Below are 22157 nucleotides of genomic sequence, written 5' to 3'. Positions count from 1 at the left end.
GGGTTTTAATAACTGGCTTAAAGCTGAAAGCTTTCCGGAACCCCCAGCCTAGCTGGGGGTTTTCCATAGACAAAAAAAACTCCGCCGAAGCGGAGTTTAGGGCATTGAGAGAAAATCAGTGACGCGCACGTACAATCTGGTATTTGCGGGTCAGGTACTCGACCGGCACGCTCCAGATATGTACCAGGCGCGAGAATGGGAATAACAGGAACAGCGTCATCCCCAGTACCAGGTGCATACGGAAGATAAAGGCTACACCATCCAGATGTGCGGATGCGCCACCGTGGAAGGTCACAACTGACTGCGCCCACCCGACCAGCTTCATCATTTCACTCCCGTCCATATGCTGGGCGGAGAACGGAATGGTCAGCAGGCCCAGCGCGCACTGAATCACCAGCAGCGAGAGAATCAAAATATCTGCGCCGGTAGTGGTGGCGCGGACACGTGGGCTAAACAGACGACGCTTGAGCAGTAAAATACCGCCAACCAGCGTCAGCACGCCGCAGGCGCCGCCGGCAATCATCGCCATCTTCTGCTTCACGTCGACCGGCAGAAAAGCTTCATACATCCAGTGCGGCGTTAACATGCCCAGGAAGTGACCGGCGAAAATACCCAGAATCCCAATGTGGAACAGGTTTGACGCCAGGTTCATTCCTTTGCGATCCAGCATCTGACTGGAAGCCGCCCGCCAGGTGTACTGACCGTAGTCGTAACGTAACCAGCTACCGATCAGAAATACCGATCCGGCAATGTACGGGTAGATATCAAAGAAGAACATATTCAGGAAGTGCATTAGTGCTGTCCTCCGGTGGTGATATTCAGATATTGCGGCGCCACGGCCCCGGCAAAACGACGCTGGTGAGCGGAGATTTCCGACTCGCCACACCCTTGATCGGCGAAGAATTTCACCTGCTCTTCTTCCCAGACCGCATCCAACGCCTGCGGGGTATCATCACGTGCTTCATTTGCAATTTTTTCAGCCACTTTGTCGCTGTCGATAACTGTATTCGCCAGTTTTAACAGCAGATCGAACAGCACCGCATAACGGCTGTCACGCTGTTGCAAACGTGCGCTGAGCAGCGCCAGAATCGGCGCGATATCCTGTAAACCCCCTAACGCTTCGCTTTTCGGCAATTGCGCAAGGTATTCCAGATACAGCGGCAGATGATCGGGAAGTTCGCGGCTGTCGAGCTGCAAACCGTGCTGTTCATACTGTGCCATCAGGTCAACCATCGCCTGGCCGCGATCGCGGGATTCCCCGTGTACATGTTCAAACAGCAGCAGCGATGTGGCGCGACCACGGTCAAACAGTTCACTATAAGCGGCCTGTACATCCAGCAGGTCCTGCGCGGTTAAATCGCGCAGGAAAACGCCCAGAGTCTGGGCATCCTCTTTATCCAGGTTCTCAGATGACGCGAGCGCATCGAACAACTCCTGCTGATGCTGCCACAGGGCAGCATCCGGGTACTCGAGCAGACGCGAAACAATGACGAGTTCAATCATGCGTGCGGCTCCGTTTTGCTGGTCACATCAACAGCGTCGATGCGGCGGCTGTTGAACAGATTGAATTTGGTATCAGACCCGTGGCAGCCATCGCCGAAGGTAAAGCCACAACCGCTTTTCTCCGGGAATGCGTCACGCGCCAGTTCACGATGGCTGCTCGGCACCACAAAGCGATCTTCATAATTAGCAATTGCCAGGTAACGATACATTTCCTGCGCCTGGGCTTCGCTTAAACCCACCTCTTCCAGCGCGCGGGTATCCACTTTACCGTCTACGGTTTCCGCACGTTTGTAGTGACGCATCGCCAGCATCCGTTTCAGCGCCAACAGTACCGGCTGGGTGTCGCCAGCGGTCAACAGATTCGCCAGGTACTGCACCGGGATACGCAGACTGTCTACATCCGGCAGAATACCGTTGCTGCCAAGTTCGCCCGCATCGGCGGCAGACTGAATCGGTGACAAAGGCGGCACGTACCAGACCATCGGCAGCGTGCGGTATTCCGGATGCAGCGGCAGCGCCAGCTTCCAGTCCATCGCCATTTTGTACACTGGCGATTGCTGCGCCGCATCGATCACGCTCTGCGGCACGCCGTCCTTCAGCGCCTGCTCAATGACAGCCGGATCGTTTGGATCGAGGAACACGTCCAGTTGACGCTGGTACAGATCTTTTTCGTTTTCCGTACTGGCGGCGCTTTCAATGGCATCGGCGTCATACAGCAGTACGCCAAGATAACGGATACGACCCACGCAGGTTTCCGAGCAAACAGTCGGCTGACCAGCTTCGATACGCGGGTAGCAGAAGATGCACTTCTCGGACTTGCCGCTCTTCCAGTTGAAGTAAATCTTCTTGTACGGGCAGCCGGTGATGCACATCCGCCAGCCGCGGCACTTGTCCTGGTCGATCAGCACGATGCCATCTTCTTCACGCTTGTAGATAGCACCGCTCGGGCAGGTCGCCACGCACGCCGGGTTGAGACAGTGCTCGCACAGGCGCGGCAGGTACATCATGAAGGTGTTTTCGAACTGGCCGTACATCGCCTTCTGCATGTTTTCAAAGTTCTGGTCTTTAGCGCGTTTTTCGAACTCGCCGCCCAGAATCTCTTCCCAGTTTGGCCCGCTGGTAATTTTGTCCATCCGCTGGCCGGTAATCAGCGAGCGCGGACGCGCGATCGGCTGATGTTTGCTTTCCGGCGCGGTATGCAGGTTCTGGTAGTCGTAATCAAACGGCTCGTAGTAGTCGTCGATGCCCGGCAGATGCGGGTTAGCGAAGATTTTACCCAGCAGCAGCGCCCGGTTGCCCATGCGCGGCTGTAGTTTGCCGTTGATTTTGCGGATCCAGCCGCCTTTCCATTTTTCCTGATTTTCCCAGTCATTCGGAAAACCAACGCCAGGCTTACTTTCTACGTTGTTAAACCAGGCGTATTCCATACCTTCGCGACTGGTCCAGACGTTTTTACAGGTGACTGAACAGGTATGACAGCCGATGCACTTATCGAGATTCAGCACCATGCCGACTTGTGAACGAATTTTCATTTTACGCTCTCCTGTACCTGGTCATTGCCTTCACCATCCAACCAGTTAATGTTCTTCATCTTACGTACCACCACAAACTCATCGCGGTTGGAGCCGACGGTGCCGTAGTAGTTAAAGCCGTAGGCTAACTGCGCATAGCCGCCGATCATATGGGTCGGTTTCGGCGTAATACGGGTCACCGAGTTATGAATACCGCCGCGCTGCTGGGTAATTTCCGACCCCGGCAGGTTTACGATACGTTCCTGCGCGTGGTACATCATGGTCATGCCCGCCGGTACACGCTGGCTGACCACTGCGCGTGCGGTCAATGCGCCGTTGCTGTTGAAGACTTCGATCCAGTCGTTATCTTCAATGCCCAGATCTTTGGCGTCGGTTTCGCTCATCCATACAATCGGGCCGCCACGCGACAAGGTCAGCATCAACAGGTTATCGCTGTAGGTCGAGTGGATACCCCATTTCTGGTGCGGCGTCAGGAAGTTGAGCGCCTTCTCCGGATTACCGTTGGATTTACGCCCCATCACCGCTTTCACCGAGCGGGTGTCGATCGGTGGGCGATACACCAGCAAACTTTCGCCGAAGTCGCGCATCCACTGGTGATCCTGATACAACTGTTGGCGACCAGACAGCGTACGCCATGGGATCAGCTCGTGAACGTTGGTATAACCGGCGTTATAAGAAACGTGCTCATCTTCCAGACCAGACCAGGTCGGGCTGGAGATAATTTTGCGCGGCTGGGCCTGAATATCGCGGAAGCGGATTTTCTCTTCTTCTTTATTGGTCGCCAGATGCGTATGGTCGCGACCGGTAAACTCGCTCAGCGCCGCCCAAGCTTTCACCGCCACCTGACCGTTGGTTTCCGGCGCTAACGTCAGGATCATCTCTGCCGCGTCAATCGCCGTGTTGAGCATCGGCTGGCCTTTCGCCGGACCGTCCGCTTTGGTGTAATTAAGCTTACGCAGCAAGTCCATTTCGCTCTGCGTGTTCCAGGCAATCCCTTTCCCGCCGTTGCCGATTTTCTCCATCAGCGGGCCGATAGAGGTAAAGCGTTCGTAAGTCGCCGGGTAATCGCGCTCAACGGTCATGATGTGCGGCGCGGTTTTCCCTGGAATCAGATCGCATTCGCCTTTTTTCCAGTCTTTCACGTCCAGCGGCTGCGCCAGTTCAGCGGCAGAATCGTGCTGGATCGGCAGCGTCACGACGTCAGTCTCTTTACCCAGGTGGCCTACACAGACTTCGGAGAATTTCTTCGCAATGCCTTTGTAGATTTCCCAGTCGCTTTTCGATTCCCAGGCCGGATCTACGGCGGCAGACAGCGGATGAATAAACGGATGCATATCCGAGGTATTCATATCGTCTTTTTCATACCAGGTGGCGGTCGGCAGTACGATATCGGAGTACAGGCAGGTGCTCGACAGGCGGAAGTCCAGCGTCACCACCAGATCCAGTTTGCCGTCCAGGCCATTGTCACGCCACTCCACTTCTTCCGGCTTCACACCGCCCTGTTTACCCAGATCCAGCCCCTGAATACCATGCTCAGTACCCAGCAGATATTTCAGCATATACTCGTGACCTTTACCGGAAGACCCAAGCAGGTTTGAACGCCAGATGAACAGGTTACGCGGGTGGTTTTTACCGTTTTCCGGCTGCTCGGCGGCAAAGCGAATCGAACCGTCTTTCAGGGATTTGACGGTATAATCTACCGGCGTCATACCGGCTTTTTCCGCTTCACGCGCAATGTACAGCGGGTTAGTGCCTAACTGCGGCGCCGACGGCAACCATCCCATACGCTCGGCGCGCACATTGAAGTCAATCAGATGACCGCTATAGCGGGATTTGTCCGCCATCGGCGACAGTAATTCCTCGGCGGTCACCGTCTCGTAGCGCCACTGGCTGGAGTGGTTATAGAAGTAAGAGGTGCTATTCATGTGACGCGCCGGACGCTGCCAGTCAAGGGCAAACGCCAGCGGCTGCCAGCCGGTCTGCGGACGCAGTTTTTCCTGGCCGACGTAGTGCGCCCAACCGCCGCCGCTCTGACCAACGCAACCACAGAACACCAACATATTGATTAGCCCGCGATAGTTCATATCGAGGTGATACCAGTGGTTCAGACCGGCGCCAACGATAATCATTGAACGCCCGTGCGTTTTATCCGCGTTATCGGCGAATTCCCGGGCGATACGGATGATCTGCGCCCGCGGCACGCCGGTGATCTGCTCGGCCCATGCTGGCGTATACGCTTTGGTATCGTCATAACTGGCGGCACAATTTTCATCGTTCAGGCCGCGTTCCAGACCATAGTTCGCCATGGTCAGATCGTAAACGGTGGTCACCAGCGCGGTAGAACCATCGGCCAGTTGCAGACGTTTTGCCGGCAGTTTATGCAGCAGGACGTTATCCAGCGCCACATGATTAAAGTACTCTGAACCTTCGCCGCCGAAATACGGGAAGCCCACGTCAGCAATCTCATCCTGGCTGCCCAGCAAGCTGAGCTGCAATTCAGTTTCTGCACCGGTAGTCCCGTCGCGCTGTTCGAGGTTCCATTTGCCTTTTTCACCCCAACGGAAACCAATTGAACCGTTTGGCGCCACCATTTCACCGTTGCTGTTGATAGCGACGGTTTTCCATTCCGGGTTATTTTCCTGCCCCAGCGAATCAACGAGATCGGCAGCGCGCAGCATACGACCTGCGGCATAATAACCATCACGCTCTTCAAGCATCACCAGCATTGGCATGTCGGTATAGCGACGGACATAATCGGTGAAGTACTGGCGCGGGTTGTCGAGGTGGAACTCGCGCAGCATGACGTGGCCCATCGCCAGCGCCATCGCCGCATCGGTCCCCTGCTTCGGCGCCAGCCACAGATCGCACAGTTTGGCGATTTCAGCATAGTCCGGCGTCACCGCGACGGTTTTAGTGCCTTTGTAACGTACTTCGGTAAAGAAGTGGGCATCCGGCGTACGGGTTTGCGGCACGTTAGAGCCCCAGGCGATAATATAGCTGGAGTTGTACCAGTCAGCGGATTCCGGCACGTCGGTTTGCTCGCCCCAGGTTTGCGGGGAGGCTGGCGGCAGGTCGCAGTACCAGTCGTAGAAGCTCAGGCAGGTACCGCCAATCAGCGAAAGATAACGTGCCCCGGAAGCGTAGGAAACCATCGACATTGCCGGGATGGGTGAGAAGCCCGCGACGCGGTCAGGGCCATAGGTTTTCACGGTGTACACGTTGGAAGCGGCGATCAGTTCGTTCACTTCCTGCCATGAGGAGCGAACAAAGCCGCCACGACCACGCGCCTGTTTGAAGCTTTTGGCTTTATCGGCATCTTCAATGATGGAGGCCCATGCCTCTACCGGATCGCGATGCAGTTTTTTCGCCTCGCGCCACATCTTCATCAGACGTTTGCGCATCAGCGGATATTTCAGTCGGTTAGCGCTGTAGAGATACCAGGAGTAGCTTGCGCCGCGCGGGCAGCCGCGAGGTTCATGGTTTGGCATATCAGGACGGGTGCGCGGGTAATCGGTTTGCTGTGTTTCCCAGGTCACCAGACCATTTTTGACATAAATTTTCCAGCTACAAGAACCGGTGCAGTTCACCCCATGGGTTGAGCGCACGATTTTGTCATGCTGCCAACGTTGGCGGTATCCGTCCTCCCAGTCCCGGTTTGTTTCGAGAAGCTGGCCGTGCCCATCGGCAAAGGTTTCGCCCTTCTGCTTGAAGTAGCGAAACCGGTCCAGGAATTTACTCATCGGGTTTCTCCTGTGTGGAACCTTACGGCTCTCTGATAAATCGACATTGCTTAACTAAGGGCGAAGGTAACGCGCTGAATGGGCGTGAGAATTGATAACGATCAAGGCGGACAGGGATGCAAATGGCACGCAAACCTTCTGCATACTCCTTTTGGAGGAGGAGTTTTATTTATATATATTACTGATTTAAATACATAAAATTAAATTTACGCACGACATGAATGTTAAATTTTCAACAAGTGGGTATTAAGGGGTATCCCCCTGGATGACCGATAAAGATGTGCGTGGTTAGCCCTGCCGCGTCTCTCTTCTTGATTATAAGTATGTTGTAACTAAATACAGATAAAAAAAAGCGCGGTCTAACGCCGCGCAAAGGATAATCAAAAGTTACTTTTTATTTTTAGAATGACGTCCATATACCGCCCAGGTAATAACGACGCAGGCGATATAGAAAATAAGAAAGACTTTCATCGCGCCGACTGGCGAACCGGTTAATGCTAAAGATGAACCAAATGCTTTCGGAATAAAAAAGCCGCCAATCGCGCCAATCGCGGAAATAAAGCCCAGCGCCGCCGCCGTATCGGTCGCCGCTTCACGCATGGCTCTTTCGTCCGACCCGCCTTCCGCTTTAACCCGGTCCATCGTCAGTTTACGGAAGATAACGGAGATCATCTGGAAGGTAGAACCACTCCCCAGCCCCGCCGTCAGGAACAGCGCTAGAAATACCCCGTAGAACGCGATAAAGCTACCGCCAACGCCGCCAGTAGGTAATGTCAGGAACAGCAGACCGCTGAAAATCGCCATCAGGACAAAGTTGATAAGCGTGACGCGGGTCCCCCCCAGACGGTCAGAAATTGCGCCGCCTGCCGAACGCGCCAGCGCGCCGATAAACGGACCGAAAAACGCATAATGCAGGATCTGCACATCCGGGAATTGCGTTTTAGACAGCATCGCGAACCCCGCGGAGAAACCGATAAACGATCCGAAGGTCGCCAGATACAGCAGACTCATGATCCACAGATGACCACGTTTGAGCACCGGCAGTTGCTCTTTTAGCGAGGCCTTAGACGTCGCCAGTTCGTTCATGCCGAACCACGCCGCCAACGTAAAAATGGCCAGGAAAGGCACCCAAATCCAGGCCGCGTTCGCCAGATAGAGCTGAGAACCGTCCGGCTGCTCTACACCGTGGCTGCCAAAGGCGGCAAAGATAGAGAGCGAAACCACCAGCGGCGCAACCAGCTGCATCACGCTCACGCCCATATTGCCCAGACCGCCGTTCAGACCCAGCGCGCCGCCCTGCTTTTGTTTAGGAAAGAAAAAGCTGATGTTCGCCATACTGGAGGCAAAGTTCGCGCCGGCAAAACCACACAGCAAGGAAATAATAATGAAAGTGCTAAAGGGCGTACTGGTATCCTGAACGGCAAAGCCTAACCATACGCAAGGCACGATGAGGATACCGGTGCTGAACGCTGTCCAGCGACGTCCGCCAAATAGCGGCACCATAAAGGAGTAAGGCACCCGTAGCAGCGCGCCGGAAACAGATGGCAGCGCAGTCAACATAAAGAGCTGATCGGTCGTAAAATTAAATCCCACTTTCGGCAGGTTCACCGCCACTGCGCTGAATAGCATCCAGACGCAAAACGCCAGCAGTAAACACGGGACAGAAATCCACAAATTACGGCTAGCGACACGATGGCCGCGCTGCTGCCAGAACGCCGGATCTTCCGGACGCCATTCCGTGATAACAGCGCCAGTTGCCCTTTCCGGGGCGGATGAGTGACTCATAGACACCTCTGATTCTTGATTTGATGTCTGCCACATTAGGGTTTACTGCCGAAGGTAAGTTGATATAAATCAAAGGAAAAGTCGTCATCACCGGCGACTAAAAATAGTTATTACCCTTAATGAGTAGGCTATTTTGGTAAAAAAGCTGTGGTTTTTCACCATGCTGTGTCTGTCTACTCCTTCCCGTCGCAGATACCTCTCTACGGCGGCAATTAAGGAGTAACTCGTTATAGGTATGGGTATACTCCGCTGTATCGTTGAGAATAGCGGCACAGCCGATTGACGCCCCTCTTTTTTGCTACGTTTTTTCGGCGACATTACCCCGAAGAAAGAAGGTAACATGTTTAAACGGTGTTTCTCTCCTCTTACGCTGGTTAACCAACTGGCGCTGATTGTCATGCTCTCTACCGCTATCGGCGTGGCGGGGATGGCGGTTTCCGGCTGGCTGGTTCAGGGCGTACAGGGTAGCGCTCATGCGATTAATAAAGCGGGCTCATTGCGTATGCAAAGCTATCGACTACTGGCCGCTGTCCCGCTGGATGCTAAAGATCAAAAGCTGCTGGATGAGATGGAGCAAACGGCATTCAGCCCGGAACTGACCCGCGCCGCTGAGCGAGACGGGCAGCAGAAGCAGCTTAAAGCGTTGCAGGATTACTGGCATAACGAACTCTCGCCAGGGCTACAGCACGCGCAAAACGCGCACGCGGTCGCAGAAGATGTCACGCGCTTTGTGGCGGGCCTGGATCGCCTGGTGACGTCGTTCGACCATACTACTGAATTGCGTATCGAACGCGTGGTATTAGTTCACCGGGTAATGGCGATCTTTATGGCGCTATTGCTGGTATTTACGATTATCTGGCTACGTGTTCGCCTTTTGCAGCCCTGGAAACAGTTGTTATCAATGGCGCGCGCCGTCAGTCAGCGCGACTTTACCCAACGTGCCAATATCAGTGGACGCAATGAGATGGCCGCGTTGGGTTCTGCGCTCAATAATATGTCTGAAGAGCTGGCCGAAAGTTATGCGGTACTGGAACAGCGCGTACAGGAAAAAACAGCCGGTCTGGAACATAAAAACCAGATTCTCTCGTTTTTGTGGCAAGCCAACCGCCGACTGCATTCACAGGCTCCGCTATGTGAGCGTCTTTCACCGGTACTGAATGGCCTGCAAAATTTAACCCAGTTGCATGATATTGAGCTGCGAGTCTATGACCTGGAAGATGAAGATAATCACCAGGAATTTACCTGTCAGTCGGACATCAGTTGCGATGATAAAGGCTGCCACCTTTGCCCACGTAGCGCCCTGCCGATGATTAACGGCGGCACCACCTTAAAATGGCGGCTCACCGACTCTCACACCCAATACGGTATTTTGCTGGCGACGCTGCCCTATGGACGCCATCTCAGCCACGATCAACAACAGTTGGTGGACACGCTGGTTGAACAGCTTACCGCGACTCTGGCGCTCGACAGGCATCAGGAGCGCCAGCAGCAGTTGATTGTCATGGAAGAGCGTGCCACCATTGCCCGCGAACTGCATGATTCTATTGCCCAGTCGCTCTCTTGTATGAAGATGCAGGTGAGCTGCCTGCAAATGCAGGGCGACGTGTTACCGGAAAGCAGCCGTGAGTTACTCAGCCAAATTCGCAATGAGCTAAACTGCTCCTGGGCGCAACTGCGCGAACTGTTAACCACTTTCCGGTTACAGTTGACGGAACCCGGGCTACGTCCGGCGCTGGAGGCAAGCTGCCATGAGTTCAGCGCCCGGTTTGGCTTTACGGTAAAACTGGATTATCAGCTTCCCCCCCGCCTGGTGCCTTCACACCAGGCGATACACCTGTTGCAAATTGCCAGGGAAGCCCTCAGCAACGCCCTTAAACACTCTCATGCCGACGATGTGGTGGTGACAGTGACGCAATGTGGCAAACAGGTCAAACTAAAAGTGCAGGATAATGGCTGCGGCGTCCCGGAAAACGCCGAACGCAGTAATCACTACGGCATGATCATCATGCGCGATCGGGCGCAAAGTTTGCGCGGCGATTGCCAGGTACGCCGACGCGAGACTGGCGGAACAGAGGTCACTGTTACTTTTATTCCAGAAACAAACTTCACAGAAACCCAGGGAGATACCCATGAATAATCAGGAACCGGCAACCATCCTGTTAATTGACGACCATCCGATGCTACGCACGGGTGTAAAGCAGCTTGTGAGTATGGCGCCCGATATCAGCGTGGTCGGAGAAGCCAGCAACGGTGAGCAGGGTATTGACCTGGCGGAATCGCTCGATCCCGATCTGATCCTCCTTGATTTGAATATGCCGGGAATGAATGGTCTCGAAACGCTGGATAAATTACGCGAAAAAGCGCTGTCAGGACGTATTGTCGTTTTCAGCGTATCCAACCATGAAGAAGATGTCGTCACGGCGCTAAAGCGCGGCGCGGATGGTTATCTGTTGAAAGACATGGAGCCGGAGGACTTGCTCAAAGCGTTACAACAGGCCGCCGCCGGCGAAATGGTATTAAGTGAAGCGTTAACGCCGGTACTGGCGGCCAGCCTACGGGCCAACCGCGCTACCACCGATCGCGATGTAACGCAACTCACCCCGCGTGAGCGCGATATTCTGAAGCTCATCGCGCAGGGATTGCCGAATAAGATGATTGCCCGGCGTCTGGATATCACCGAAAGTACGGTCAAAGTGCACGTGAAACATATGCTCAAGAAAATGAAGCTGAAATCGCGCGTGGAGGCCGCCGTCTGGGTACATCAGGAACGCATCTTTTAATTATTGCTCCTGGAACGGTTGCCAATGCGGATTATCGTCCGGCATCGTGATAAACGGTTCAGTCAGCGCGAGCGTGATCTCATTGGAAGAGACACGCTGACCTTTTTCATCCTCAACCACCACCGATAAACGCCAGCGATTTGCCGCGCCTTCGCGGTGATCCCAGGCCGGCATAATGATTGTCCAGCCCTCGGTACTGCGGGTGTCCGTTCCTGCCGTCAAACTTAAGGCCTGTGTATCGCCCTGCCAGCTCAAATGACGAATACCGTGCACGCTGCGCACCTGCAATTTTAACGCAACCGTCTCGCCAGGCGTAAGATCCCAGGGCGGCGTCGCCAGAAAAACCGTTAACGTTTTACGCTGCCGATACTCCATTGTCGGCAGCGAGTTACGTTGCGGCGTATCATAGCGGCTACCGCGTAATGACTGGCTTTGCGCCACTTCACTGGCGGCAAGCTGCTTTTTGAGCGGCACGCCGAAGCGGTAGTTAAGCGTCAGCCCCAGGTTATTCTGACTGACCCCGCTCTCGCCCTGTTTGTGCTGGGCGGTCATGGTAAGCAAAGGTACTGGCGTATAGTTGAGACCCAGTTTTAACGCGACAGGATTGTGATACCCCGTTCCGGAGTCAAACAGATCCACGCTATCGCCAAAGTACTGCTCCAGACTAACGCTGGTATTGATATGCTGGTAAAACGGCAGCCGCATTTGCGCGTTGATATCATATCCGCGCGCCATTCGCTGTTCTAAGGTCGCCGTATGCGTCTGCCAGTCGGCAAAAGGCTGATAATAGTTGGCGGATAAACGCAAATATTCTCCCCACGCCTCCGCGCCAAAGCCGGCGCGCTGCAGATTCTCATCCAGCAGATTATCGTAAAAGGTATTGTAGCCAAGAAGCCAGCCATCCTGCGCCCAGCGCTGTCCTACGCCAATGTTGCTTACCAGCCCGTCAGTCTGTTGCGTAAGACCAAGCTGGCTCCAGGTCAGATAGCGCTGTTTATCCTGTAAAGGGATAAACCAGCTTCCGCGACTGCCGTTAAAATGACCTTCGTTATCGACGTTAATATCAACGCTGGCGCTGCCCCAGGCTGATAGCCAGCTTTCAAGCTGCTGGTTAACCTGCTCGCTGACCACATCGCGTACCTGTCCGAAAGCAAATTGCCGCGCCTGTTCACCGGTATCCAGATCGTTATTTTTCATGCTGGCTTCGCCAAACGCTTTGGCCATCTCGGCAAAATGCTTTTCCCCTTCGTGGGATTCCGGCATCATGCCTAAATCCGGCAGATGGTTTTGCGTGAAAGGGTCTTGCGCCTGCGCACAGATCGTACCGCTGGCAGTCAGCAAGAGAAGCGAGAGTGAGAATGAACGAAAAATAATACGGCTCAACGTGTCGGCAACTTCTACAACAAAAGATGAGAGGAATGGCATCAGAGTAAACCATAACGTGTCCGGACAGGTTTTGCAGCCTTTTCTCGTGCTTCCAGGAATATCCTTATTTTTTCCGCAGAGCGTCCCGGGATTTTCTCCACGCATTTGGCGGTACCCGGTTCCCGAGGTAACATAACGCCATTGCCGACAAAATTTCTCGAGGAGAAGGGTTATCCATGCAAAATATCGTCATTATCGCTAACGGCGCCGCCTACGGCAGCGAATCATTATTTAATAGCCTGCGTCTGGCCATTGCGCTGCGCGAGCAGGAAAGCCATCTCGATTTACGCCTGTTTTTGATGTCAGATGCCGTAACCGCAGGGTTACGCGGTCAAAAACCAGCCGAAGGCTACAATATTCAGCAAATGCTGGAAATTCTGACCGCGCAAAACGTACCGGTAAAATTATGCAAAACCTGTGCGGACGGACGTGGTATCACTCCCCTGCCGCTGATTGACGGTGTGGAAATCGGAACGCTGGTCGAGCTGGCGCAATGGACGCTGGCGGCGGACAAAGTGCTGACATTTTAAATCTGTACGCGGGAAAAGCTCCCGCGTCAGGATAGACTTCCAGCAAGAAAATCAGGCTAACACGCGAGTAATACCGCGTTTATTTTTTCTTATGCCATTTATCATCCTCGCCTTTTTCATAATCGTTTTTAACCGCCGCCCAGGCGACTTTGTGTGCGGTTTCCTCGCGGCTGGCGTCATCACGACGATCGGCTTTATCTTTATATTGCTCCCAGGCGCTATTAAAGGCTTCTTTGTAAATGTCCTGGGCATGGGTTGGAAGAACATTCCGCACATTATCGGGTAAATCACTTTTGGCTTTATACGGCATCAGCGCCTCCGTCTTCAGGGAAAACATTAAGTGTGGTAAACAATGCGTTATTACGCCAGTCGAGGAGGATTTTTGCTTTTTACGGAAATTAACTTTTTGTTATTTAAACACTGTTAAAACAAGATCGTTGTTTTACTGACCTTGAAAGAAAAAAATCGTCTACGCCGTAAAACTACGTAAAAAACCACTAAAAAAATACAAATTTCTGCTATTTTTACCTTCTTTACTCTTTCCAAAATATTAACACCTGCACAAGGGAGACCCTCATGACACATGCCTGTGAGGCGGTGAAAACCCGCCATAAGGAGACTTCGCTTATTTTCCCGGTTCTTGCGCTGGTAGTGCTGTTCCTTTGGGGAAGCAGCCAGTCACTACCAGTGGTTATTGGCATCAATATCCTTGCACTTATTGGTATTTTAAGCAGCGCATTTAGCGTGGTCCGTCATGCCGATGTATTAGCGCATCGACTCGGCGAACCCTATGGATCGCTTATTTTAAGCCTGTCCGTCGTTATTCTTGAGGTGAGTTTAATTTCAGCGCTGATGGCTACCGGCGATGCTGCGCCAACGCTTATGCGCGATACGCTCTACTCTATTATTATGATTGTCACCGGGGGACTGGTCGGTTTCTCGTTGTTGTTGGGCGGGCGTAAATTCGCAACGCAATATATGAATTTATTTGGGATTAAGCAGTATCTTATCGCGCTGTTTCCGCTGGCGATTATTGTGCTGGTTTTTCCAATGGCATTGCCGCAAGCCAATTTCTCTACCGGTCAGGCATTATTGGTCGCGTTAATTTCCGCCGCGATGTACGGCGTATTTTTGTTGATTCAAACCAAAACGCACCAGAGCTTATTTATCTATGAACATGAAGATGAAGGCGATGATGACAATCCACACCACGGTAAACCCTCCGCGCACAGTAGCGGTTGGCATACGGTCTGGTTACTCATTCATTTAATTGCGGTCATTGCCGTTACCAAAATGAATGCCAGCCCGCTGGAGGCGTTGCTGACCAGCATGAACGCCCCGGTCGCCTTTACCGGTTTCCTGGTCGCGCTGTTAATTCTCTCGCCGGAAGGACTGGGCGCGCTGAAGGCGGTACTGAATAATCAGGTTCAGCGGGCAATGAATCTGTTCTTCGGATCGGTGTTGGCGACGATTTCATTAACCGTGCCGGTCGTCACGCTCATCGCCTGGGCGACAGGTAATGATCTGGTATTTGGTTTAGGCGCGCCGGAAATGGTAGTGATGGTGGCCTCGTTAGTGCTGTGCCATATTTCGTTCTCTACCGGACGCACCAACGTGCTAAACGGCGCGGCGCATCTGGCTTTATTTGCCGCCTATCTGATGACGATTTTTGCCTGATATAAAAAAGCCGGATAGTATCTTATCCGGCCTACACAAGCTAAAAACCGCAATCAGTTCTCGGTATCCAGCTCGTCGAAGCTTTTCACCAAATCATCAATCGCTTTTATCTGGGTCAGGAACTGCTCCAGTTTCGCCAGCGGCAGCGCGGAAGGACCGTCGCACTTCGCGTTAGCCGGGTCCGGATGCGACTCCAGGAACAGGCCCGCCAGACCGACAGCCATACCGGCGCGCGCCAGCTCGGTCACCTGACCTCGACGACCGCCAGAGGCGGCGCCAAATGGGTCGCGGCATTGCAGCGCATGGGTGACGTCGAAAATCACCGGCGAGTTGCCGGAAACCTTTTTCATCACGCTAAAGCCCAGCATATCCACCACCAGGTTGTCATAGCCGAAGTTCGCGCCGCGGTCGCACAGAATCACCTTATCGTTACCGCCCTCATGGAACTTATCCACAATATTGCCCATCTGACCCGGGCTTACGAACTGCGGCTTTTTCACGTTAATCACAGCGCCGGTTTTCGCCATCGCTTCCACCAGGTCGGTCTGGCGCGCCAGAAACGCCGGGAGCTGAATCACGTCAACCACATCAGCAACAGGCTGCGCCTGGCTGGCTTCATGGACGTCAGTGATCACTTTTACGCCAAATGTCTGCTTGAGTTCCTGGAAGATTTTCATCCCTTCTTCCAGACCCGGCCCACGGTAAGAGTGAATAGAGGAACGGTTGGCTTTATCAAAAGAGGCCTTGAACACGTAAGGAATACCCAGCTTCTGGGTAACGGTTACGTAGTGCTCACAAATGCGCATTGCCAGATCGCGTGACTCCAGCACGTTCATACCGCCAAACAGCACAAACGGCAGGTCATTTGCCACCTTAATGTCGCCAATGTTAACCACTTTTTGTTTCATAGGATCGCCTTACACTTATAGGTAAAATGTCGGTTAATTAATGTAGAACAATTTGCTTGTGCGCAATGGTGTTGATCTGCGCACGAATCATTTCGCTGATCGGGTCTTCCGGACACTGTTCAACGAAGTAGCTTAAATCAGTCAGCGCAACGTGTTCACACTCAAGCTGCGCGTAGATCAACCCGCGGTCACGGATTTCGTAAGGATCTTCCGGGTTAAATTGCAACAATGCTTCGCTAACGCGTAGCGCCAGCTCCATTTGCCGTTCCTCCATCAGCGAGGATTTCAGCGTATCCAGTAGCTTACGAATCACTTCGGCGTTATCCGCCTCGTCCAAATCTTCGTTAAACAACTCGGCGACCGGACTAATATTGCCTTTTAACCAGACTTCGAGGGTATGTTCATCAAGCGTTTCACCGTTGAACGGGTTAATCAGCCACATTTCCCCTTCCAGCGATTCAATACGCAAAATCAACTGCGTTGGGAAGATAACGGGCACCAACGGCAAATCAAGACGGTTTGCTATCCATAATAAAATAGCGCCCAACGATACCGCGCTACCCTGACGTTTTTTCAGGACTTTATCGAGCCATAAAGCATCAGAAAGACGGTAGACGCCGCGGGAGTCCGTGAACCCCCACTCGCCGTAAAAAAGTGCCAGCAATTTTTCCAGTTGCTCATCCTGAGACAGGAGCTGGCTAATTTCTTCTTGCGCCAGACTGACCAGACGTTCCAGTTCGTCGTAGACAAACTGCGTGGGAAAATCCAGGCGAATCATCTCTGATGCCAGGATCATGCCATCACACAGCGGCGCATTGTTAAATTCGAAATCAGCTAACGACCTCATGACTTACCCCAGTAACGGTATTTTTGTGGTGGCGAGTTTAATGATGATGTACAGCACCACCAGCGCCAGCGGGAAAGCGATAAAACGCGCCTGCTGGCTGCGCGCCTGACGATAATCAAGCGCAATAAAACCCAAAACGATGTAGATGATAACGCCAAACAGTTTTTCAGTCAGCCATGAGCCCGACTCCGTGAATGGCAGGATGTGCGTTTTAACGATTAACCCAATACCGCTAAGCAGTAACAGGGTATCTATGACGGGAGGCACGATTCGTGTCCAGCGCGCGGCGGCCAACGCATGGCCGCAATAGCGCCACCAGTAACGAGCGACAAACAAACTGACGGAGAGCGCAACACAAATAAGATGAAGCGTGAGCAACATTGCAATTGTCATGGCGTAAAACGCCCGCAGGTTACGCGTTCATTACCGCCATAATCACGACACGTTTCTACATCCGAGTAACCAGACCGCCTGAAAACCGCTCTTACCGCTTCGCCTTGTTGCCAACCGTGTTCCAGCAGCAGGAAGCCGCCGGGCGTTAACATCTGGCGGGCGTTATCGATAATATGCGTAAGATCCGCCATACCGTTTTCGTCCGCTACCAACGCCGAGCGCGGTTCAAAGCGTACATCGCCTTCGCTAAGATGCGGGTCCTGGGCGTCAATGTAGGGCGGATTGCTGACAATCATGTCGAACTGCTGCCCCGATAGCGCGCTGAACCAACAACTTTGCAGTATACGCACATTCCGGATAGCCAAATGTTCCGCGTTGCGTATCGCCAGCGCAACCGCATCAGGCATACGATCGACCGCAGTCACCTCGCAATCCGGTCGCTCGCAGGCCAGCGCCAGCGCAATCGCACCGGTTCCGGTGCCTAAATCCAGAATACGACAGGTTTTTACCGGCAATCGCGCCAACGCCTGTTCAACCAGACATTCGGTATCCGGGCGCGGGATTAGCGTGGCGGGAGAAACGAAGAGCGGCAGCGACCAGAATTCGCGTAAGCCCGTCAGGTACGCAATAGGTTCGCCCTGTTTACGCCGCTGCAGCAGGTCCGCGAGCTGTTGTTGCTGGACGTCGGTAAGCGGCGTTTCGCCAAAGGCCATGATATACGTCCGCCCCTTGCCCGTAACGTACTCTAGCAGGATCTCGGCGTCGCGCCGGGGGCTGTCGCTGTCCCGGAGCTGGTTTACCGCCTCATGCAGCCAGTGCTGAAAATCCATTATTCCTGCTCGGATAAGGCGGCTAACAGGTCAGCCTGGTGTTCCTGAACAATCGGCTCAATCAGCATATCCAGCTTACCTTCCATCGTTTCATCAAGGCGATATAACGTCAGATTAATACGATGATCGGTCACGCGCCCCTGCGGGAAATTATAGGTCCGGTTACGATCGCTGCGATCGCCGCTGCCAAGCAGATTGCGTCGCGTTGACGCCTCGGCCTGCTGGCGTTTTGCCGTTTCGGCGGCGTGAATGCGCGCCCCGAGCACCGAGAGCGCTTTCGCTTTGTTTTTATGCTGCGAACGCTCGTCCTGGCATTCCACCACGATGCCGGTCGGCAAGTGGGTAATTCGGATAGCGGAGTCGGTGGTGTTAACGTGCTGACCGCCCGCGCCGGAAGAACGAAACGTATCAATGCGCAGATCCGCCGGGTTAATATCCGGCAGCTCGGCTTCCGGCAGCTCCGGCATCACGGCGACGGTACAGGCGGAGGTATGGATACGCCCCTGCGACTCGGTCGCCGGAACACGCTGTACGCGGTGTCCGCCGGACTCAAATTTCAGTCGGCCATACACGCCGTCGCCGCTGATTTTGGCGATGATCTCTTTATAACCGCCATGCTCGCCTTCGCTCATGCTCATGATCTCCACGCGCCAGCGGCGCGCTTCGGCATAACGGCTGTACATGCGGAACAGATCGCCGGCAAACAGCGCGGCTTCGTCGCCGCCAGTGCCGGCGCGAACCTCAAGGAACGCGTTTCGTTCATCGTCCGGATCTTTCGGCAGCAGCAGTACCTGTAACTGTTGCTCCAGTTGTTCGCTTTTTTCTTTCGCTTCGCGCAGTTCTTCCTGCGCCATTTCCCGCATTTCAGGATCGTCGAGCATCATCTGAGCCGTCTCGATATCGTCCTGAACCTGTTGCCAGTCCGTAAAACAGCGAGAAACGTCGCTTAATTGCGCATATTCGCGCGACAATGCGCGAAAGCGGTCCTGGTCGGCGATAATTCCCGCATCGCCCAGCAACGCCTGAACTTCCTCATGGCGTTCGTGCAGGGCTTCCAGTTTGGCAACGATAGAAGGCTTCATAGGCGTAAATTCACCCTGTAAAAAAGTGTGGTGTGTGCTGCTACTCCAGCCCGAGGCTGTCGCGCAGAATATTCAGGCGTTCGTCATCCCCGTCACGGGCAGCCTGTTGAAGTGATTTCGTTGGCGCATGAATCAGGCGGTTGGTCAGTTTCCATGCCAGATCCTGCAAGATGGCTTGCGCATCACCGCCCTGTTGAAGGGCCGACAGCGCTTTGGTAGTCAGTTCGTCACGAATCTGCTCCGACTGACTACGGTATTCCCGAATGGTCTCGCTGGCCCCCTGGGCGCGTAGCCAGGCCATAAACTCGCTGGCTTCCTGCTCAACAATCGTTTCCGCTTCCACCGCCGCAGCCTGACGCTGCGCCAGATTATGCGAAATGATGCTCTGTAAATCATCGACGCTATAAAGATAAGCGTTCGCCAGTTTGCCGACTTCCGGCTCAACGTCGCGCGGTACGGCGATATCCACCAGCAGCATCGGCTGGTTGCGACGGCTTTTTAATGCGCGCTCCACCATGCCTTTACCGATAATCGGCAGCGGGCTGGCGGTCGAACTGATAATAATATCGGCATCCTGCAAACGGGCGTCGATATCGCTGAGCGAGATAACCTCAGCGCCTACCTCATCCGCCAGGGCTTGCGCGCGCTCGCGGGTTCGGTTGGCGATAATCATCTTTTGTACTTTATGCTCGCGCAGGTGACGCGCCACCAGTTCAATGGTTTCGCCTGCGCCAACTAACAGTACAGTGACCGTCGACAGCGATTCAAAGATTTGGCGGGCGAGCGTACAGGCGGCAAACGCGACGGAGACGGCGCTGGCGCCGATATCGGTTTCAGTCCGCACTCGCTTGGCGACGGAAAAAGACTTCTGAAACATTCGCTCCAGCGCGCTGGCGTTAAGGTGGCCTTTTTGCGAATCCGCAAACGCTTTTTTCACCTGACCGAGGATTTGCGGTTCACCCAGCACCAGTGAATCCAGACCGCTGGCGACGCGCATCAGGTGGCTGACGGCGTCATTGTCCTGATGCCAGTACAGACTGTTGCGCAGATCGTCCTCGTTCAGGTTATGGTAATCGCATAACCAGCGGATCAGCGCTTCCTGCAGGTTATCCTGCTCTTCCACGCTCAGATACAGCTCTGTACGGTTACAGGTTGACAGCACGACCCCGCCCTGCACCATTGGCTGCGCAAGCAGGCTGTCCAGCGCCTGATCAAGCGTGTCCGGCGAAAACGTTACGCGTTCTCGCAGCGATACAGGTGCCGTTTTATGGTTAATACCGAGCGCTAAAAGGGTCATGTCTGCGGGAGTAGTACCAGCGTTGATATGGTTAGTCTGCTTGCATCATACAGGATGCGCGTGGTCAATAAAAGAGAGAGCCCCCTTTTGGAGTAATTGGCAGCGCTCGCTAATTTGATGATTTAAGACAACTTGAAAGTAGACGATGTCACCAGGCGGCGCTAGCATTAAAGGCTATAACTGTAACCGATAGCAAAAATTTGCCGAATCGCGGCGCGAACGTTTTTACAGCCTGCAGGTTCAGTTTTCAGGCCTGATAAGCGTAACGCCATCAGGCAATTATTGCACCGTATCACAAGGATTCGTCATCACTATGACCCTGCCCGATTTTCGCCTGATTCGTCTACTGCCGTTAGCAAGCCTGGTTCTCACCGCCTGTACGCTTCCTGGGCATAAAGGCCCGGGCAAGAGCCCGGATTCCCCTCAGTGGCGCCAGCATCAGCAAGAGGTGCGTCATCTGAATCAATACCAGACGCGCGGCGCCTTTGCTTACATCTCAGATGATCAGAAAGTCTATGCGCGCTTCTTCTGGCAACAGACCGGACAGGATCGCTATCGCCTGCTGCTAACCAATCCGCTGGGCAGCACCGAGCTGGAGCTTAACGCCCAGCCGGGCAACGTCCAGTTGGTGGATAACAAAGGCCAGCGTTATACCGCCGATAACGCCGAAGAGATGATCGGCAAACTCACCGGGATGCCGATTCCGTTAAACAGCCTGCGGCAGTGGATCCTCGGTCTGCCTGGCGATGCCACTGACTACAAACTGGACGACCAGTATCGCCTGAGCGAAGTGAACTACCGCCAGGATGGTAAAAACTGGAAAGTGGTTTACGGTGGCTATGACAGCAAAACGCAGCCTGCCATGCCTGCCAATATGGAGCTTTCCGACGGCAGTCAGCGCATTAAGCTGAAAATGGATAACTGGATTGTGAAATGATGACCCATTGGCCTTCTCCGGCAAAATTAAATCTGTTTTTATATATCACCGGACAGCGAGCAGACGGCTACCACACGCTGCAGACGCTGTTTCAGTTTCTGGATTATGGCGACACACTCCACATCGAACCGCGTCACGATGGCGAAATCCATTTATTAACGCCGGTTAACGGCGTTGAAAATGAAGACAATCTGATCGTCCGCGCCGCGCGGCTGTTGATGAAAGTCGCCTCGGAGAGTGGACGCCTGCCCGCCGGAAGCGGCGCGGATATCAGCATTGAGAAGCGCCTTCCCATGGGCGGCGGTCTGGGTGGCGGCTCGTCTAACGCCGCGACCGTTCTGGTGGCGCTCAATCATCTTTGGCAATGCGGGCTTTCCATTGATGAACTGGCGACGCTCGGCCTGACGCTCGGCGCCGACGTCCCGGTCTTTGTTCGTGGCCACGCCGCGTTTGCCGAAGGCGTAGGCGAAATATTAACGCCGGTGAATCCGCCGGAAAAATGGTATCTGGTCGCGCACCCTGGCGTAAGCATTCCGACGCCGGTTATCTTTAAAGATCCTCAATTGCCGCGTAATACGCCAAAAAGGTCAATAGATACGTTACTAAAATGTGAATTCAGCAATGATTGCGAGGTTATCGCAAGAAAACGTTTTCGCGAGGTTGATGCGGCGCTTTCCTGGCTGTTAGAATACGCGCCGTCGCGCCTGACTGGGACAGGGGCCTGTGTCTTTGCTGAATTCGATACAGAGTCTTGTGCTCGCCAGGTGCTTGAGCAAGCCCCGGAATGGCTCAATGCTTTTGTGGCGAAGGGTGTCAACCTCTCCCCATTGCATCGAGAGTTACTCTAACGCATTCGGGTTTCAGGAAGATGGCGAAATGACGAGTCGCCGG

The 22157-nt window shown here is 53.9% G+C and carries 19 protein-coding genes; 6 read left to right on the top strand and 13 right to left on the bottom strand.

From position 1 onward, the window contains the following. Window positions 1-115: 115 nt before the first annotated feature. The 5 genes from narI to narK all read right to left on the bottom strand — a co-directional run bounded on the left by narI (window position 116) and on the right by narK (window position 8560). On the bottom strand, window positions 116-793 hold the full coding sequence (narI, locus tag NA197_RS14175; RefSeq protein WP_000545594.1) for a respiratory nitrate reductase subunit gamma: 678 nt from the start codon (window positions 791-793) through the stop codon (window positions 116-118). Beyond that, window positions 793-1503 (bottom strand): nitrate reductase molybdenum cofactor assembly chaperone, encoded by a 711-nt coding sequence (gene narJ, locus NA197_RS14170; RefSeq protein ID WP_000571667.1) that lies wholly within the window; start codon window positions 1501-1503, stop codon window positions 793-795. The genes narI and narJ overlap by 1 nt, the downstream gene beginning before the upstream one ends. Beyond that, a complete protein-coding gene (gene narH / locus NA197_RS14165; RefSeq protein WP_000702629.1) occupies window positions 1500-3035 on the bottom strand; it encodes a nitrate reductase subunit beta in 1536 nt (511 codons plus the stop codon). The genes narJ and narH overlap by 4 nt, the downstream gene beginning before the upstream one ends. After that, complete coding sequence (locus tag NA197_RS14160; RefSeq protein ID WP_048485653.1) at window positions 3032-6775, bottom strand: nitrate reductase subunit alpha; 3744 nt, start codon at window positions 6773-6775, stop codon at window positions 3032-3034. The genes narH and NA197_RS14160 overlap by 4 nt, the downstream gene beginning before the upstream one ends. A gap of 387 nt (window positions 6776-7162) precedes the next feature. After that, complete coding sequence (narK, locus tag NA197_RS14155; protein WP_000019848.1) at window positions 7163-8560, bottom strand: nitrate transporter NarK; 1398 nt, start codon at window positions 8558-8560, stop codon at window positions 7163-7165. Between the two features lie 340 nt (window positions 8561-8900). Between narK and narX the strand changes: the two genes are divergently transcribed. After that, on the top strand, window positions 8901-10697 hold the full coding sequence (gene narX, locus NA197_RS14150; protein ID WP_064000481.1) for a nitrate/nitrite two-component system sensor histidine kinase NarX: 1797 nt from the start codon (window positions 8901-8903) through the stop codon (window positions 10695-10697). Beyond that, window positions 10690-11340: a two-component system response regulator NarL gene (gene narL / locus NA197_RS14145; protein WP_001064598.1), complete on the top strand. Its 651-nt coding sequence runs from the start codon at window positions 10690-10692 to the stop codon at window positions 11338-11340. The genes narX and narL overlap by 8 nt, the downstream gene beginning before the upstream one ends. Here narL and NA197_RS14140 read toward each other — a convergent pair whose 3' ends face one another. Next, window positions 11341-12765, bottom strand: a complete 1425-nt coding sequence (locus tag NA197_RS14140) for a YchO/YchP family invasin (protein ID WP_064043414.1) — start codon at window positions 12763-12765, stop codon at window positions 11341-11343. It abuts the gene before it with no gap. 176 nt (window positions 12766-12941) lie between these two features. On the opposite strand from NA197_RS14140, the gene NA197_RS14135 reads away from it, so the two are divergent. Further along, the gene (locus tag NA197_RS14135; RefSeq protein ID WP_001179794.1) at window positions 12942-13295 is read left to right on the top strand and encodes a DsrE/DsrF/TusD sulfur relay family protein; all 354 of its coding nucleotides are present in this window, start codon (window positions 12942-12944) and stop codon (window positions 13293-13295) included. 79 nt (window positions 13296-13374) lie between these two features. Here the strand turns inward: NA197_RS14135 and chaB are convergent, their stop codons facing one another. Continuing rightward, entirely contained in the window at window positions 13375-13605 is a 231-nt protein-coding gene (gene chaB, locus NA197_RS14130) for a putative cation transport regulator ChaB (RefSeq protein ID WP_001519701.1), read from the bottom strand. A gap of 266 nt (window positions 13606-13871) precedes the next feature. On the opposite strand from chaB, the gene chaA reads away from it, so the two are divergent. After that, window positions 13872-14972 carry a sodium-potassium/proton antiporter ChaA gene (gene chaA, locus NA197_RS14125; RefSeq protein ID WP_000148418.1) on the top strand — a complete coding sequence of 367 codons (1101 nt, stop codon included), beginning with the start codon at window positions 13872-13874 and terminating at the stop codon, window positions 14970-14972. Window positions 14973-15025: 53 nt separating this feature from the next. Here chaA and kdsA read toward each other — a convergent pair whose 3' ends face one another. The 6 genes from kdsA to hemA are packed head-to-tail and all read right to left on the bottom strand — an operon-like array spanning window position 15026 to window position 20329. After that, window positions 15026-15880, bottom strand: a complete 855-nt coding sequence (gene kdsA, locus NA197_RS14120; RefSeq protein ID WP_000811046.1) for a 3-deoxy-8-phosphooctulonate synthase — start codon at window positions 15878-15880, stop codon at window positions 15026-15028. A gap of 37 nt (window positions 15881-15917) precedes the next feature. Further along, the gene (gene sirB1 / locus NA197_RS14115; RefSeq protein WP_001257065.1) at window positions 15918-16727 is read right to left on the bottom strand and encodes an invasion regulator SirB1; all 810 of its coding nucleotides are present in this window, start codon (window positions 16725-16727) and stop codon (window positions 15918-15920) included. Window positions 16728-16730: 3 nt separating this feature from the next. After that, window positions 16731-17120: an invasion regulator SirB2 gene (gene sirB2 / locus NA197_RS14110; RefSeq protein ID WP_000150667.1), complete on the bottom strand. Its 390-nt coding sequence runs from the start codon at window positions 17118-17120 to the stop codon at window positions 16731-16733. Then, window positions 17117-17950, bottom strand: a complete 834-nt coding sequence (prmC, locus tag NA197_RS14105; protein ID WP_000347310.1) for a peptide chain release factor N(5)-glutamine methyltransferase — start codon at window positions 17948-17950, stop codon at window positions 17117-17119. Before prmC ends, sirB2 begins: the two co-directional genes overlap by 4 nt. After that, a complete protein-coding gene (prfA, locus tag NA197_RS14100) occupies window positions 17950-19032 on the bottom strand; it encodes a peptide chain release factor 1 (protein WP_000804703.1) in 1083 nt (360 codons plus the stop codon). Before prfA ends, prmC begins: the two co-directional genes overlap by 1 nt. Before the next feature lie 40 nt (window positions 19033-19072). After that, window positions 19073-20329: a glutamyl-tRNA reductase gene (hemA, locus tag NA197_RS14095; protein WP_000173208.1), complete on the bottom strand. Its 1257-nt coding sequence runs from the start codon at window positions 20327-20329 to the stop codon at window positions 19073-19075. A 313-nt stretch (window positions 20330-20642) separates the two neighbouring features. Between hemA and lolB the strand changes: the two genes are divergently transcribed. Next, complete coding sequence (gene lolB / locus NA197_RS14090; protein WP_000174486.1) at window positions 20643-21266, top strand: lipoprotein insertase outer membrane protein LolB; 624 nt, start codon at window positions 20643-20645, stop codon at window positions 21264-21266. Further along, window positions 21263-22114 carry a 4-(cytidine 5'-diphospho)-2-C-methyl-D-erythritol kinase gene (gene ispE, locus NA197_RS14085; RefSeq protein ID WP_000988246.1) on the top strand — a complete coding sequence of 284 codons (852 nt, stop codon included), beginning with the start codon at window positions 21263-21265 and terminating at the stop codon, window positions 22112-22114. The genes lolB and ispE overlap by 4 nt, the downstream gene beginning before the upstream one ends. The last annotated feature ends 43 nt before the right edge of the window (window positions 22115-22157 follow it).

The sequence above is a fragment of the Salmonella sp. NW884 genome, from assembly GCF_051700745.1.
In the GTDB taxonomy this organism is placed as follows: domain Bacteria; phylum Pseudomonadota; class Gammaproteobacteria; order Enterobacterales; family Enterobacteriaceae; genus Salmonella; species Salmonella enterica.
This window is presented reverse-complemented; position numbering and strand designations above follow the sequence as displayed.

What these genes read in the sequence shown, in the direction of transcription:
- hemA (WP_000173208.1), bottom strand. Translation starts at nt 20,329, where the DNA reads ATGACCCTTTTAGCGCTCGGTATTAACCATAAAACGGCACCTGTATCG.
- prmC (WP_000347310.1), bottom strand. Translation starts at nt 17,950, where the DNA reads ATGGATTTTCAGCACTGGCTGCATGAGGCGGTAAACCAGCTCCGGGAC.
- chaA (WP_000148418.1), top strand. Translation starts at nt 13,872, where the DNA reads ATGACACATGCCTGTGAGGCGGTGAAAACCCGCCATAAGGAGACTTCG.
- lolB (WP_000174486.1), top strand. Translation starts at nt 20,643, where the DNA reads ATGACCCTGCCCGATTTTCGCCTGATTCGTCTACTGCCGTTAGCAAGC.
- NA197_RS14135 (WP_001179794.1), top strand. Translation starts at nt 12,942, where the DNA reads ATGCAAAATATCGTCATTATCGCTAACGGCGCCGCCTACGGCAGCGAA.
- NA197_RS14160 (WP_048485653.1), bottom strand. Translation starts at nt 6,775, where the DNA reads ATGAGTAAATTCCTGGACCGGTTTCGCTACTTCAAGCAGAAGGGCGAA.
- chaB (WP_001519701.1), bottom strand. Translation starts at nt 13,605, where the DNA reads ATGCCGTATAAAGCCAAAAGTGATTTACCCGATAATGTGCGGAATGTT.
- NA197_RS14140 (WP_064043414.1), bottom strand. Translation starts at nt 12,765, where the DNA reads ATGCCATTCCTCTCATCTTTTGTTGTAGAAGTTGCCGACACGTTGAGC.
- sirB2 (WP_000150667.1), bottom strand. Translation starts at nt 17,120, where the DNA reads ATGACAATTGCAATGTTGCTCACGCTTCATCTTATTTGTGTTGCGCTC.
- narL (WP_001064598.1), top strand. Translation starts at nt 10,690, where the DNA reads ATGAATAATCAGGAACCGGCAACCATCCTGTTAATTGACGACCATCCG.
- prfA (WP_000804703.1), bottom strand. Translation starts at nt 19,032, where the DNA reads ATGAAGCCTTCTATCGTTGCCAAACTGGAAGCCCTGCACGAACGCCAT.
- sirB1 (WP_001257065.1), bottom strand. Translation starts at nt 16,727, where the DNA reads ATGAGGTCGTTAGCTGATTTCGAATTTAACAATGCGCCGCTGTGTGAT.
- narH (WP_000702629.1), bottom strand. Translation starts at nt 3,035, where the DNA reads ATGAAAATTCGTTCACAAGTCGGCATGGTGCTGAATCTCGATAAGTGC.
- ispE (WP_000988246.1), top strand. Translation starts at nt 21,263, where the DNA reads ATGATGACCCATTGGCCTTCTCCGGCAAAATTAAATCTGTTTTTATAT.
- narX (WP_064000481.1), top strand. Translation starts at nt 8,901, where the DNA reads ATGTTTAAACGGTGTTTCTCTCCTCTTACGCTGGTTAACCAACTGGCG.
- kdsA (WP_000811046.1), bottom strand. Translation starts at nt 15,880, where the DNA reads ATGAAACAAAAAGTGGTTAACATTGGCGACATTAAGGTGGCAAATGAC.
- narK (WP_000019848.1), bottom strand. Translation starts at nt 8,560, where the DNA reads ATGAGTCACTCATCCGCCCCGGAAAGGGCAACTGGCGCTGTTATCACG.
- narJ (WP_000571667.1), bottom strand. Translation starts at nt 1,503, where the DNA reads ATGATTGAACTCGTCATTGTTTCGCGTCTGCTCGAGTACCCGGATGCT.
- narI (WP_000545594.1), bottom strand. Translation starts at nt 793, where the DNA reads ATGCACTTCCTGAATATGTTCTTCTTTGATATCTACCCGTACATTGCC.